At 61.2% G+C, this 13497-nt stretch carries 12 protein-coding genes; 2 read left to right on the plus strand and 10 right to left on the minus strand.

The features are described 5' to 3' along the window. Positions 1-37 precede the first annotated feature (37 nt). Positions 38-1111 (plus strand): MBL fold metallo-hydrolase, encoded by a 1074-nt coding sequence (locus tag RHM62_RS01120; protein ID WP_322123756.1) that lies wholly within the window; start codon positions 38-40, stop codon positions 1109-1111. Here RHM62_RS01120 and RHM62_RS01125 read toward each other — a convergent pair. After that, complete coding sequence (locus RHM62_RS01125; RefSeq protein ID WP_322123757.1) at positions 1108-1824, minus strand: Crp/Fnr family transcriptional regulator; 717 nt, start codon at positions 1822-1824, stop codon at positions 1108-1110. The genes RHM62_RS01120 and RHM62_RS01125 overlap by 4 nt on opposite strands. 499 nt (positions 1825-2323) lie before the next feature. Here RHM62_RS01125 and RHM62_RS01130 point away from each other — a divergent pair, with 499 nt between their 5' ends. Then, positions 2324-2725, plus strand: coding sequence for a hypothetical protein (locus RHM62_RS01130; protein ID WP_009664555.1), 402 nt, complete (start codon positions 2324-2326; stop codon positions 2723-2725). A 16-nt stretch (positions 2726-2741) separates the two neighbouring features. On the opposite strand, the gene RHM62_RS01135 is transcribed toward RHM62_RS01130, so the two are convergent. The 9 genes from RHM62_RS01135 to RHM62_RS01175 all read right to left on the minus strand — a co-directional run bounded on the left by RHM62_RS01135 (position 2742) and on the right by RHM62_RS01175 (position 12937). Beyond that, on the minus strand, positions 2742-3548 hold the full coding sequence (locus RHM62_RS01135) for a helical backbone metal receptor (RefSeq protein WP_322123758.1): 807 nt from the start codon (positions 3546-3548) through the stop codon (positions 2742-2744). A gap of 96 nt (positions 3549-3644) precedes the next feature. Next, positions 3645-4340, minus strand: coding sequence for a thiol:disulfide interchange protein DsbA/DsbL (locus tag RHM62_RS01140; RefSeq protein ID WP_322123759.1), 696 nt, complete (start codon positions 4338-4340; stop codon positions 3645-3647). Positions 4341-4348: 8 nt separating this feature from the next. Then, positions 4349-5011 (minus strand): SPOR domain-containing protein, encoded by a 663-nt coding sequence (locus tag RHM62_RS01145; RefSeq protein WP_322123760.1) that lies wholly within the window; start codon positions 5009-5011, stop codon positions 4349-4351. A gap of 10 nt (positions 5012-5021) precedes the next feature. After that, positions 5022-6776, minus strand: coding sequence for an arginine--tRNA ligase (gene argS, locus RHM62_RS01150; protein ID WP_322123761.1), 1755 nt, complete (start codon positions 6774-6776; stop codon positions 5022-5024). A 51-nt stretch (positions 6777-6827) separates the two neighbouring features. Beyond that, positions 6828-7232 carry a gamma-glutamylcyclotransferase family protein gene (locus tag RHM62_RS01155; RefSeq protein ID WP_322123762.1) on the minus strand — a complete coding sequence of 135 codons (405 nt, stop codon included), beginning with the start codon at positions 7230-7232 and terminating at the stop codon, positions 6828-6830. A gap of 63 nt (positions 7233-7295) precedes the next feature. Further along, positions 7296-7709 carry a hypothetical protein gene (locus RHM62_RS01160; RefSeq protein ID WP_322123763.1) on the minus strand — a complete coding sequence of 138 codons (414 nt, stop codon included), beginning with the start codon at positions 7707-7709 and terminating at the stop codon, positions 7296-7298. A 10-nt stretch (positions 7710-7719) separates the two neighbouring features. Beyond that, the gene (locus tag RHM62_RS01165) at positions 7720-9060 is read right to left on the minus strand and encodes a hypothetical protein (RefSeq protein WP_322123764.1); all 1341 of its coding nucleotides are present in this window, start codon (positions 9058-9060) and stop codon (positions 7720-7722) included. Further along, positions 9057-10154, minus strand: a complete 1098-nt coding sequence (locus RHM62_RS01170) for a two-component system response regulator (protein WP_322123765.1) — start codon at positions 10152-10154, stop codon at positions 9057-9059. The genes RHM62_RS01165 and RHM62_RS01170 overlap by 4 nt, the downstream gene beginning before the upstream one ends. Further along, positions 10151-12937 carry an ATP-binding protein gene (locus tag RHM62_RS01175; protein WP_322123766.1) on the minus strand — a complete coding sequence of 929 codons (2787 nt, stop codon included), beginning with the start codon at positions 12935-12937 and terminating at the stop codon, positions 10151-10153. Before RHM62_RS01175 ends, RHM62_RS01170 begins: the two co-directional genes overlap by 4 nt. Positions 12938-13497: the final 560 nt, after the last annotated feature.

Genomic DNA, 13497 nt, shown 5'->3' on the forward strand with positions numbered 1-13497 from the left:
GTCCCGCCTGTGCATCACCCTCACCGAAAAGTCCACCATGAATCTGCTCGAAGCCCAGCTCGATTATCCGTTCGGCGACACCCTGCCCGCCGATGCCAGTCTGCTTGAAGTCGCACCCGGCGTGATGTGGTTGCGCATGGGTTTGCCGTTTGCGCTTAACCATATTAATTTGTGGCTGCTGGAGGATATGTTCGATAGCGAACACGGGCCAATCGCAGGCTGGACGGCGATCGATTGCGGCGTCGCCAACGATGCCACGCGCGCAGCTTGGGAAACCATTTTCACGCAAGGTTTGCGCGGGCTGCCGATCCGGCGTGTCATTGCCACGCACTGCCATCCGGACCATGTCGGCCTGGCCGACTGGCTCTGCACACGCTGGCAGGCACCGCTCTGGATGACTGCGGGCGAATACGGTTTTGCGCGGATGATGGCGGCCAGCCTGCCGGGTGTCGACGGCACTGCAGCGCTGCCGCATTTCCAGCGCCACGGCCTGACCGATGCCGCGCTGCTGGCCACACTGGCTGAGCGCAAAAGCTATTACCCGATGCTGGTGCCGGGCATGCCGGCGTCGTATGTGCGGCTGCAGGATGGCCATGACGTGACGATAGGCGGCCATCCATGGCGCGTCATTACCGGCTTCGGCCACTCGCCCGAACATGCATCGCTGTACTGCTCGACGCGCGATGTGCTGATCGCCGGCGATATGGTGCTGCCGCGCATATCGACCAATGTGTCGGTGTTTGCGATCGAGCCGGAAGCCAATCCGGTGCGGCAATTTCTGGATTCGCTGGCGAAATACGCCGGCCTGCCAGCCAGCGTGCTGGTGCTGCCGTCGCATGGCAAACCGTTCCGCGGTTTGCATGTGCGTATCGGCCAGCTCAATGACCATCATGCCGCGCGACTGGCCGAGGTGCGCGATGCCTGCGTCACGCCACAATCGGCGGCCAGCATCGTGCCGGTGATGTTTCCGCGTGCGCTGGACGCGCATCAGCTGACCTTTGCGCTGGGTGAAGCGCTGGCGCATTTGCATTTGCTGTGGTTTGACGGGACCGTGCGGCGGATATCCGGCGCGAATGGTGTAATGCGTTTTGTGAGGACGGCAACCAGCTAGCCGAGCAAGCGTTCGTAAGCGGCTTCAGTCACGCCGTAGCAGGTGCAGGCCGCAGCGATGACACCTTCGCGGTCAAGTATCGTGATGGTGCCGCGCCGGTAACTGATCAGCCCGCGCGACTGTAGCGCGCGCGCTGCCAGCGTGATACCAACGCGGCGCACGCCGAGCAAGTCAGCCAGCATTTGATGCGTCAGTTCGAACGCATCCTCGTCAACCCGGTCGTGCACCATCAGCAGCCAATAGGCCAGGCGCGCTTCCAGCAAATGAAACTGGCAGCAGACTGATTTGCGGATCAGGTAATCAAGGCTCAGGTGCAGGTAGCTGAAAACGCGACGCCGCAAGAGCGGCAGCGTTGCCAGCAGCAACATGAATTTGTTGCGGCTGATGCGCCAGGCACCGCCACCCTCCTGGACCGAGGCCCGCACCTGCAGCATCGCGATACCCGTGGAGAGCGTGGTACCGAGCATGCCCTCGTACCCGATCAGGCTAACGCCCAGCTGGATACCGGTTTCAGTCGGCGTCGTCAGGCAAATCGTGCAATCGATAGGAAAATACACCTGGGCCATCGCCTCGCCCGCCTCGACCAGGATCATGCCGCCAGAGAGCACGACGCGGGTGCAACCCGCCAGGACTTGTTCGCGGTCACGCCGGGTCAGGCCAGCCAGCAGGCGATTGACGTTGGTGCTTGTATTGACTTGCTCTGGGCTGACCAAAATGGGAGGGTCCGTTGGCGACGTGAATTCATGGGAAACAACACGAGTCTGGCATTGCTTATCTCAGTCCGACTTCCGCTAAAACGAACTGTTGATCAGGATTATCAGTAGTCCACGATTATCGCATTACTCTCAGCCGGTTTTTCAGGTAAACCTTTGGTGGTGTCAAATGATATTCCGGCCAGACTTCAGGTAGCCGCCCCTGGCGTTTCATACTCGTTATCAATGCAACACTTTCTTTTTGAAAACTCTCACTTATTCTTTATTCTATGTTCGGTAACGAACATAGCGCACTTGCAATTACTTGCGCTGCTATACTTGCGCACCTAAAATCCGCAGGCTATGCGCCGGAATCTATTTATACTTTGTCTTCGTACAAGACAAGAAGCAACCCGACAGGCGACAGTCATTCGGGCCCGAAAACCCTAGTTTTCAGCCACAACATGTTCCTGCACCGCAGAGACTGACTGAAACGACTGACATGGAATAGCTCGCGTTAATGAAAGCATCTATCGAACGAGAAGACTTTAGTGAGCGCTTGCAGCTCGCGTTGCGCAATGCCGATTACTCACCGGACAGCCCGACGCAACTTGCCCGCGAATTCAATGTGCGTTTTACCGGCGGACCGATCACCGTGCATGCAGCCCGCAAATGGCTGGGCGGTGAAGCGATTCCGACGCAGGAAAAACTGCGTACGCTGGCACAGTGGCTTGGCGTACCTGCCGAGTGGCTGCGCTTCGGTGGCGGCGAAACGGTCAACGGCGAAACCGCCGACCCGAGCGCGCGCTTTGAATCGGCCGACGTCAAGCTGATTGCCGATTTGCAGCGGCTCGATGAAACACACCGTGCCATTGCGCGCGAAATCGTCCGCCTGCTGGTACGCATCAACCGCCCGGCCTGACGATCCTGTTGCCGGATCAGGCCTGTTGCCGCAGCTGATCCAGGTAACGCATGCCGGCGATGGCGCGACTGCCGTACCATGACAGCATCTCGCCATCGACCAGCAATACCGGCTTGCCGATCTGCTGTTCCAGACTATCGACATGCGCGTCAGTGAAACGATAAGGTTCGCTCGACAGCAGCACCAGATCGATGTCGCGGACCAGTTGATCTGACCACGAGAACACCGGATACCGCGCGCCATCCGTTTCGGGCGTCGCCACCCACTGCTGCCAGCCAATGCGCTCGAGCATGCGCGCAATGTAGGTATCGCGCGACACCGTCATCCACGGATCCTTCCAGATGCAATACAGCACCCGCTGAGGCCGCCCCCGGCCCAGCGCCGCGATGGCGCAATTGAATTGCGTGCAAAGGTCTTCGGCAGTTTCGCTACGACCGAAAATCGTCCCCAGCAATCGATACAAGGCCAGGTTGTCATGCGGTCCGAGCGGATGGGTGACGATCACGTGAGGCACGAAGCCGGCCAGCGTGTCGACCGTCGGTTTTTCGTTTTCGTCGATGTTGACGATCAGATGAGTCGGTGCCAGCGCACGTAGCTTGCCGATGTTGACATCCTTGGTGCCCCCGACCTTCGGTATGTCCCGCACCAGTTCCGCCGGGTGGATGCAAAAACCGGTACGCCCGACGATCCACGGTGCCAGCCCGAGCTCACACAGCAATTCGGTCACCGACGGCACCAGCGACACGATGCGCGGCGGCTGCGCGGCATCGACCACCGGATGCACGACGCCCATCGCATCACGGGTGCTGTTTTCCATTTCCATGCTTGTCTCCTGTTGACGCCGGCGCCATGCCGCAGTCCAAAAAAAAGCCCGCGCTCTTACGAGCTGCGGGCCGGACCGGACACGCTAACGTGCGGTTTATTTTTTTGCGGCGCGCTCGGCCAGGGCCTTGGCCACCAGCGCATCCATCACTTGCACGGTCGACGCAGCGAGCACCGGCTCGGGCTGGCGTCCGCCCATCGCGGTACCGACGATCGATGGCGAAGTGATGTACTTGCCATCGATGGCGATGGTGGGTACGCCGTCAATTTTGTAGGCTTCCTGCAAAACCAGGGCGCGCTTGACCTTGCTCTGCATGCCGAACGAATTGTAGGTCGCGGTAAATTTCTGCTTGTCGATGCCTTGCTTGCCGACGAAATCAAGAATGCTTGCATCGGTATCGATAGCCTGACGTTCAACGTGGATGGCATTGAAAATCTTGCGCTGCATTTCTTCGGATTTGCCCATGGCTTCGAGCGCGTAATACAGCTTTTGCTGCGGAATGAACGATTCGCGGAAATTGATCGGTACGCGCTTGAACTCGATCTTGTCGCCTTGCTTCTTGACCCATTCGGCCAGCGTCGGCTCGAACACGAAACAGTGCGGGCATGAGTACCAGAAAAATTCAGTGACTTCGATCTTGTTGCCGCTATCGGTCGGCTGGGCGCGCTCCAGCGTGCGGTATTCAGCGCCGCTTTGGGGTGCTGCCGGACTGGCGATCGCACTGGCCATGGTAAGACCAAGGCCAAGGCCAAGCGTGGCCAGCAAACGGGGAATGAATCGGATTAAACGCATACAACTCCTCAAGGGGTTTTGGGGGAACGTACGACAGCCACATCGACACCGCTATCGGTGAGCTTGCTGCGGGCGCGGTTCATGGTGTCGAGCTGGCTGAACGGGCCGATACGGACCCGGTAAAAAGTCCCATTGTCGCTCAGCCTTTCGGTAATACGGGCTTCAACACCAAGTAGTGCCAGTTTGGCGCGCGCGCTTTCGGCATCCGCCTGTTCACGGAAAGCACCTGCCTGCAGAAAATAAGTCCACTTGTCGTCGACTTCGGTCTTGGCTTCTGCAGGCTTGGGCGCGTCGGTCATGCGCGATTTTTCAGCCGCACCCGGCAGGCTGGCTTCCTTGGCCGCCGCATTCTTTTCGGCTTGTGGATCAGCGCTGTTTGGCGGAACCGGTTCGGCCACGGGCGGGTTGGCCAGCTCGCGCGCGGCTTCCCTGGCGGCGGCCTTGTTGCCGTACATCGGCTTGTTCGGGTCGCTGACCTGACCGGGAGTCAGCTCAGCCCGGTCCGGCTTGCCGGTCTTGTTGAGAAACGGCAGCGTGGTCTTGTTGATGGTCATGGCGACGGCGACAGCAATGCCGAGTCCGACGATCAGGCCGATGATCAAGCCGAGCAGCGTGCCGCCGGCTTGCCGGAAAAGGGAGGGATGACGGTGCGGGTTGGAATGTTTTTGCATGCTAGTCAGGTTACATCCTCATGGGTGCAGAAACGCCGATCAGTGACAGACCGTTACGCAATACCTGGCGCGTGGCCAGCAGCAGGGCCAGGCGCGCCATGCGGGTTGGCATATCGTCGACCAGTACGCGTTCGGCATTGTAATAACTGTGCAGTTCGCCGGCCAGGTCGCGCAAATAAAACGCCACCTGATGCGGGCCGAGTTCTTCCAGTGCATGCTCGAGCGCTTCCGGATAATCGGCCAGACGCGCCAGCAGCGACGCTTCGCGCGGGGCCGTCAGCGGCGACAGGTCGACGCCATCGAGCACGCTTTCATCGCCGCCCCATTGCGCCAGCACCGAGCAGATCCGGGCATGCGCGTACTGGACGTAGTAGACCGGATTTTCATCGGACTGGGCCCGTGCGAGATCGACATCGAAAATGAATTCGGTATCGGCCTTGCGCGAGATCAGGAAAAACCGCACGGCATCGCGGCCGCGGGTCAGGTCACGTGGCGCATCGTTCGCGGCGTCCGTGTCGGTGACTACCTCGACCTCGCCGCTGGACCATTCGATCAGGTCGCGCAAGGTCACATACGACCCGGCGCGCTTGGAAATCTTGACCTCTTCGCCATCCTTCATGACCGTGACCATCTTGTGCAGCACGTAGTCGGGATAGCCTTTCGGGATGCCGAGGTCGACGGCTTGCAGGCCGGCCCGCACGCGGGCGATGGTGCCATGGTGATCGCTGCCCTGGATGTTGATGGCGTTGCCGAAACCGCGCTGCCATTTGACGATGTGATAGGCCACGTCCGGCACGAAGTACGTGTAAGTACCGTCGGATTTTTTCATGACGCGATCCTTGTCGTCGCCATAATCGGTGGTGCGCAACCACAGCGCGCCATCGAGTTCATAGGTCTTGCCGGCCTTGATCAGCGCATCGACGGCGGCATGGACCTTGCCGTCGCCGTACAGCGAGGATTCGAGATAGTAGTTGTCGAACTTCACGCCGAAGGCCTGCAAATCGAGGTCCTGTTCGCGCCGCAAATACGCGACGCCAAACTGGCGGATCGATTCAAGGTCATCGACATCGCCGCTGGCGACCACGGGTGCGCAGTCAGCCGCCGAGACGGTGTTTCCGGCCAAAAAGTCGCGTGCGATGTCACCGATGTAGTCGCCGTTGTAGGCCGGTTCCGGCCAGTCGGCGTCGCCCGGTTTGAAGCCGCGCGCACGGGCCTGGACCGACGCCGCCAGCGTGGCGATCTGCACGCCGGCGTCGTTGTAGTAGAACTCGCGCATGACGTCGTAGCCCTGCACGGCGAACAGCGCCGAGAGCGCATCGCCCAGTGCGGCCTGACGACCATGGCCGACATGCAGCGGACCGGTCGGGTTGGCGGAGACAAATTCGAGCAGGACTTTACGGCCGGTGCCGAGCGTGCCACGACCGTAACCGGCGGCTTCCTGCAGCACCGTGTGCACGACTTCCTGCCGTGCTGCCAGCGCCAGGCGCAGGTTGATGAAACCCGGTCCGGCGATCTCGACCGCATCGACCAGACCGGTGCGGGCCGGGTCGGCCAGCAGCGCAGCGACCAGTTGCTGCGCCAGTTCGCGCGGATTTTTTTTCAGTGGCTTGGCCAGCTGCATCGCAATATTGCAGGACACATCGCCGTGGGCAGGGTCGCGCGGACGCTCGAGGACCACCGTCGGCTGCAGGTCCGTACCGGCAATCAGGGAGGCCAGGGCGGAATTGAAAAGGGCGACGACGCGTTGTTTCTGGAGAGCGAGCATGAGTGTGTGCGGGGGCGGAGAAGACGGAAACCGATTATACCGACGCCACTGTCAGCTGCCTAACTTGTCGCGGCAGTAGCTGCCAAGAAAGCGTTGCAGCTGAAACTCGTGCGGCAGCCAGGACTGGCCGGACAAGCCCGCAGGATCGCGAAACAGATAGGTCTGCACCGCGATCAACTCACCGTCGCCGGTGGTCGCCTGCACGCCGATGCGGTGATAGCCGTCGCCTTCGAAATGGTCGAGTGCCGCCAGGTCGGCCGCATCGATATCGCGATAGATCAGCCCGGTCACGCTGCCGCCGGCCTCGATCACGATGCCGGGGTAGGTGTCACCGCTGACTGCATAGCGCTGGTGACCGTCAATGCGGGCCGGCTGCGACACATAGGTGCCGCGCACCACGCGCTGCCAGACTTCGGGAAACATCAGCGAACCGTAAGTGAAAACGTGAATGGGCATCGTGCAGGCCAGGTCAATGTCGGGGCCTCATTCTGCCATGCCGGTACGGGGTGCAACGCGGCCCTATTTGCGCGCCACCACATTGAGTCCCGGCCGGAGGTCGACCGCGTCGATGTAGCCGATGCCGCCCGGCGTACCCTGCACGTAGCTGATGACATCGGCCGCAGTCGCCATTTCGGCAGGCGGCGTGCCCTTGCCGATGTAGCGCCGCACGGTCCAGTAGGCGTCGTATTTTTCGTCGTCCTGATCGAGAAATTCGTGCAGGAACCGGGTGCGCACCAGCGAGCCCTGCTTCATCGCCACCGGCGTGACGCTGACCCCGGCCACCGCAATGAATTTTCCGGTATAGATTTTTTGTACGGTCAGCGTATCCATCTTCGGCACATTGCTGTTGCCGATGACGACGATGTCAGCCGCCCATGCAGGCAGCGCCAGCAGCGCCACGCAGAGTACAACAATACGAAATATGAGTGTCATGGTCGTCTTCTCAGAATACGAAGCTGTAGGACAAGGACAGTACATTGACCACCTGGTTGCCGGATTCACCGCCGGGGGGCGCATCGATCAGGCCGGAAGCGAGTCCGACACGGGTACGCGCCCATTCCGCCTTGAGCTTGCTGGAGGGACTGAGCCGGTACGAGGTGCCGGCCGCCCAGGTGGTCTGGTCGTATGGCGAGAGGCCATCGGCACCGGCGCGCTGCGACGCATTGATCCGGGCCGCTCCGGGGATGAAGGCCGGTACGCGGTTGGTATTGACCTTGCCATATAAATCGCGCACTTCCGGCTTGGACAGCAAACGGCCGACGCTGACGTACGGCGTCCATGCACCGACTGGCCGCAACACGGCGAGGTAAGCGCCCTGGGTATTGGACCCTGTATTCACGCCGAGCACATTGCGCCGCACATATTCGCCGACTAACCGGAAATCTGCGCCGACAGCCACGTCGGCTCCCAGCGTGTAGGTCGGGCTATGGATTTCGCCAACAGCGCTCAGTCCCGGTCCCGGCATTTGCGACGACACCTGGTAGTAGCCAATGCCGGGCGCGATCGTCACGAACGGATACGTCACCGGAAAAAACTGCCCGTCGGTAGTCTTGACGCGCACGTCGTGCGCACCGATGCGAAACAGGTTGTCGTCCTGCTGGAAAGTCAGTACCAGCCCGCGCGCGTTGACCCTGACCGGCGTGGACGCCCTACCAGACAAACCGGCGGCCGGATTGTCGCGCAGGTAAGTACGAAAAGTGGTGTTGGTCGATCCGACATAGCCATCAAGCGTCCATTCGCCAACTGCCGAGTTCCAGGTCTTGCTCACCGCCAGTCCATCAACATCGGTTGTCGGCGAGGTCGAATACACCTCGGTGGGCAGCTGGGCAAAATCGAAGGTGGTGCCGACATCGGTACTTTCGCTGCGCAGGTACAGCGGCACGCGCAGGCGGCCGGCACGCACCAGCCAGTCGTTGCTCGGACGCCAGGACAGGAAGGCCCAGCTGATCGTGGCATCGGTGGCGCTATCGCTTTTGAGCGATGCCGCGACCTTGCCTTGCACGGTGGCGCTGAACTGGTCATTGATGCGGGCATCGACTTGCAAGCCCAGCACGCTGTCGCGCCTGAAGGTGCCGTCGTTATCGACGAAACGCTGGTAGTGGTAAGGCTGGTCAGAACGGCTATAGCCGACCGTGCCGAAACCCGAATAGGACAGGTCGACGGCAACCGCAGGCCAGGCCATGAAGACTCCCGCGACCAGCACGACCGGAGCACGAAGCACGAGACGGAGATTTTTCATGGCGAATTCTTTTCGGGACAGGCCGGTGGCAAAGTAGAGGTTCATGCGTGATCCATCCATTCAGCGGCGATACGCTCGAATTCCGGGCGGATGGCGAGGAAAGCATCGACCACCTCCGGATCAAAATGCAGGCCACGGCCAGCGACGATGATGGCAGCGGCCTGGTCGCTGTGCATCGGCTCCTTGTACGGACGACGCGAGCGCAGCGCATCGAAGACATCGGCCAGTGCCATCAGCCGCGCCGCCAGCGGAATAGCCTGCCCGGCCAGGCCGTCGGGATAGCCGGAGCCGTCCCATTTTTCGTGGTGCGAACCGGCGATGTCCTTGGCCACGTCGAGGAAATGTCCCCGCTCGCCCATGTGCACGCCAGCGCGCACCAGCATGTCGTAGCCGCAGCGTGCATGGGTTTTCATGATGGTGAATTCGTCGGTGGTGAGCTTGCCGGGCTTGAGCAGGATATGGTCGGGGATGGCGATCTTGCCGATATCGTGCAGGGGTGCCGACTTGCTCATCTGCTCGATAAGACCCGGCGTCAGGCGCTCGCGATAGTGCGGCAGGCGGGCCAGTTCGACACCGAGCAGGCGCACGTATTCCTGGGTGCGGCGGATGTGATTGCCGGTGGTTTCGTCGCGAAACTCGGCCAGCGAAACCATCACGCAAATGGCCGCGTCCTGCAGGTGATTGATCTCCGACAGACGCTGGTCGACCTGTCGCTGCAGCCAGGCATTGCGGTCTTGCAGGAAGGCTTGCCATGACTGGATGTCGAGGTGGGTCTTGACGCGGGCGGCGACGATGGGCGGACTGATCGGCTTGTGGATGAAGTCGACGGCACCGGCGGCGAAACCTTCTTCCTCGGCGGCGATATCGGTGCGCGCCGTCAGAAAAATCACCGGGATGTGTCGCGTCACCGGGTTTTCCTTGAGACGCCGGCATACCTCGAAGCCATCCATCTCCGGCATCATGATGTCGAGCAAGATCATGTCCGGCGGCGACGCGGCGGCCAGCGCCAGCGCCTTGGCTCCGTTGCTGGCCACCTTGACGCGATACCGGTCCTTGAGCATATGGGTCAGCAGGCTCAGATTGAGCGGGGTGTCATCGACGACAAGAATGGTCGCGCGTTGCTTGTCGGAGGGGCTCATGCGGCATCCTGCTCAGGGTTGGTCTCGGCCAATAGGGCCAGTGCGGTATCAAACTCGAAATTCTGCAGTGCCGTGTCGATGCGCTGGCGTCGTGCCGGCGAAAGCATGCCGGCGAGTTCCCGGCCCTGCTGCTGCCACAGGTCGATGGCATCGCTATCGCCTTCATCAAGCAACTTGCACAACTGGCGCAGGGTGTCCGCTGCCGGCATCGGCAGCGCAGCACGGACGCTGTCAGCAGCCTGCACCGCGAAAAACGTATGCAGTCCGGCCAGCAGCGGCGTGATTACCTGGGCCAGCCGCGCCTGCGCGCGGGCGGCCTCATCGACATCCCGTGCAGCGCACGCCAGCTCCAGAGCACTGGCCGGTTGCCGTAAGTCGGCCATGCCCAGCGTACCGGCCAGTCCCTTGATCGTATGCGCCAGCATTTCAACTTGCTGCCACTGCGCATCGGCCAGCAATTGCACCAGACGCGCATTGCAGTCCGTGTAGCTGTCGGCGAACATTGACAGCAGTTGCCGGTACATCGATGCCGAATCCGCCGAGAAGCGCACGCCCTCCATCGTGTCGAGTCCGGCAATACGTGGCAGCGTCGTCCGGCCATCCGCCGCACGGACCACCGGCACGGCATCGGTCGGCGATGCCAACCGCGGTATCGGGTAGTGCCGCGCCAGCATCGCACACAGCATCGCCGGCTCGACCGGTTTGCTGAGATGGCCATTCATGCCGGCGGCGGTGCAGCGTTCGCGCTCTTCGAGCATCGCGTGCGCGGTCATTGCAATGAGCGGCAAGGCTGCGTAGCGCGGGTCGGCACGCACCTGCGAACTCGCTGCGTAACCATCCATCACCGGCATCTGCAAGTCCATCAGCACGACATCGAAATGATCCGCGGCAACCGTCGCCAGCAGGTCAAGCGCTTCCTGTCCATTGGTCGCCAGCGTCACGCAGGCTCCCCGGCTTTCGATCAGTTCGATGGCCAGTTGCTGATTGATCGGATTGTCTTCGGCCAGCAGCACACGCATGCCGCTCAGGTCATTGCCCGGCCGGTCGTCGGCGTCCGGCGGGCGCAGCACCTCATCGCCGCTGGCCAGCGGGAAGCGCGCGGTGCAATGAAAACGCGCGCCCTGTCCGTCACGACTTTCGGCCCAGACCTGACCGCCCATCAGCTCGATGAATTTTTTAGAGATGCTCAGCCCGAGCCCGGTACCACCATATTTGCGGGTGGTCGATCCATCGGCCTGGGTGAACTCCAAGAACAGGTACGTGAGCTGCTCTGCCGACAAGCCGATACCGGTATCGGTCACGATGAAATGCAGCAGTACGTCGTCGTCGCCGCGTTCGTCGATGCGGGCGTCCAGCGTGACGCTGCCGTGATCGGTGAACTTCACTGCATTCGACAGCAAGTTGGTCAGCACCTGCGACAGGCGCAGCGGATCGCCGCGCAGTGCGCCTTGCCGCCCCAGCAGTTGCGGCTCGGTGATGACCGAGGACAGCACCAGACCTTTGTCCAGCGCGGGCTGGCTCAGGAGCCCCAGCACATTGCCGATCACGTCCTCGAGCAGGAACGGCACGTGTTCGAGTTCCAGCTTGCCGGCTTCGACCTTGGAAAAATCGAGGATATCGTTGAGCAGGCGCAGCAGCGACTTGGCAGCCAGATGGGCCTTGCTGACGTAATCATGCTGGCGCGCCGTCAGGTCCGAGCGCAGTGCCAGATAGGTCATGCCGATGACGGCATTCATCGGGGTCCGGATTTCGTGGCTCATGTTGGCCAGGAACATGGATTTGGCCCGCGTCGCGTCTTCGGCTTTCTGGTTGGCCGCCTCGAGCGCATGCTGGGCTTCCTGGCGCAGCTGGATATCGCGCTCGATCGATGCGGCCATGCCATCAAACGTCGCGCCCAGCGACACCAGTTCGCGCACACCTTGCGCCCGATGCCCGCCCGGCATACCGTCGGCCGTGATGCGCGCCGAATAATCGCCGTTAGCCAGGCGTCTGGCCGCTGTCGACAGCACGGCGATCGGACGCAGTACCTGCCGGCGGATGACTTCCGACGCCGCCAGGATCATCAGAAACGTGAAACCGACGCTGCAGGACATCAGCAGGATCCAGCGCTCGAGGTCGTGCGTGGCCAGCGAGACCGACTCGTTGGTGCGCGCGTTGGTCAGCGCACCGAGCGTTAGCACCGACCTGGCCAGATCCGCCTTGAGCACGTTGTAAGGGGTGCTGTAGACCAGCTGGTTGGCGTAGCTCAGGTGCGCTTCGCCGTCCGACACGAATTGCTGCGTGGCCGGATCGAACAATCCCTGGGTCGCGGCAAAAGCGGTTTGCTCCATCTGCTTCATCGCGTCGGTGGCGGCATAAACGACGTTGAGCGCCTTGAATTCGTCGGGACTGAAACCGAGCGATTTCATGCGCCCGGAAAACGATATGCGCAGCCCCTGGACTGGCATCTTGTGCACTGTTGTGCCGGCAATCACCGAATCCCAGTAGGCACCGGAGTCATAGCTGGCCGGCTGCGGTTTGTCGCCTTCGCGGATCGCCAGGATGTCGTAGTAGTAGGTTAGGTAGCGTGCTTCGCCGGTGCTGGTATAGGTACGCACCAGGCTGGTCAGCTGTTCGGTATCTTCCTTGAGTTTTTCGGCCAGCGATATCGCATCCTGGCGATGGGCTTGCGCCGTCACGACGCTGTCGTACGACTGCTTGATCATGACCAGAAAGACGGCATTGGCAGCCAGTGCCAACATCACCACCAGCGAGAACCAGAAGGATAGTTTTTTGAGTTTCACGATTTCTGCTTTTCGGTGCACGCCAGAGTCCCCTGTTCCGGCCGTCAGCGGTGGCTCCACCGCTTGTCAATCAAGCGGAAGTACCAGTCAGCAAGCGGTCAAGCGCCGACATGGCCGTACATGTCGAAGCACTTGAAACGAATTCATTACGGGCAGAGAACAGGACAGCGCGAGCATACCAAACAAGCGTAGAAATTTCTTTAAAACAATTGTGCGCTGGCAATACTTTTAGTAACTACAATTTTGCTCTTGCTAAGTGCCGGGAGTGCAAAACGTCGCATTGGCGATCGCAAGCACCGCCGGCCACATCGTAGCGTGGGCACGATGAGGCCGTGCCCCATATGCATCAACTTAACGTGATAAGCATCGTAGGGTGCAATAACCGCAGGGCATTGCACCGAATGCACTGCTTGCGGTTGATGAAATTGCAGGTGCTCCGCCACGACCAAGCCGGGAGCGGCGGAGCACAGACAGTTTTATCAACCGCAATCGGTCCATTCGGTCCATTCGGTGCTACGGCTTGGCGATACGGAGTGGCATCCGTTTAGGCAACCGCACCG

The organism is Actimicrobium sp. CCC2.4 (genome assembly GCF_034347385.1).
Lineage (GTDB): Bacteria > Pseudomonadota > Gammaproteobacteria > Burkholderiales > Burkholderiaceae_D > Actimicrobium.

What these genes read in the sequence shown, in the direction of transcription:
- RHM62_RS01160 (WP_322123763.1), bottom strand. Translation starts at nt 7,709, where the DNA reads ATGACACTCATATTTCGTATTGTTGTACTCTGCGTGGCGCTGCTGGCG.
- RHM62_RS01170 (WP_322123765.1), bottom strand. Translation starts at nt 10,154, where the DNA reads ATGAGCCCCTCCGACAAGCAACGCGCGACCATTCTTGTCGTCGATGAC.
- RHM62_RS01120 (WP_322123756.1), top strand. Translation starts at nt 38, where the DNA reads ATGAATCTGCTCGAAGCCCAGCTCGATTATCCGTTCGGCGACACCCTG.
- RHM62_RS01130 (WP_009664555.1), top strand. Translation starts at nt 2,324, where the DNA reads ATGAAAGCATCTATCGAACGAGAAGACTTTAGTGAGCGCTTGCAGCTC.
- RHM62_RS01155 (WP_322123762.1), bottom strand. Translation starts at nt 7,232, where the DNA reads ATGCCCATTCACGTTTTCACTTACGGTTCGCTGATGTTTCCCGAAGTC.
- RHM62_RS01135 (WP_322123758.1), bottom strand. Translation starts at nt 3,548, where the DNA reads ATGGAAATGGAAAACAGCACCCGTGATGCGATGGGCGTCGTGCATCCG.
- argS (WP_322123761.1), bottom strand. Translation starts at nt 6,776, where the DNA reads ATGCTCGCTCTCCAGAAACAACGCGTCGTCGCCCTTTTCAATTCCGCC.
- RHM62_RS01145 (WP_322123760.1), bottom strand. Translation starts at nt 5,011, where the DNA reads ATGCAAAAACATTCCAACCCGCACCGTCATCCCTCCCTTTTCCGGCAA.
- RHM62_RS01140 (WP_322123759.1), bottom strand. Translation starts at nt 4,340, where the DNA reads ATGCGTTTAATCCGATTCATTCCCCGTTTGCTGGCCACGCTTGGCCTT.
- RHM62_RS01165 (WP_322123764.1), bottom strand. Translation starts at nt 9,060, where the DNA reads ATGAACCTCTACTTTGCCACCGGCCTGTCCCGAAAAGAATTCGCCATG.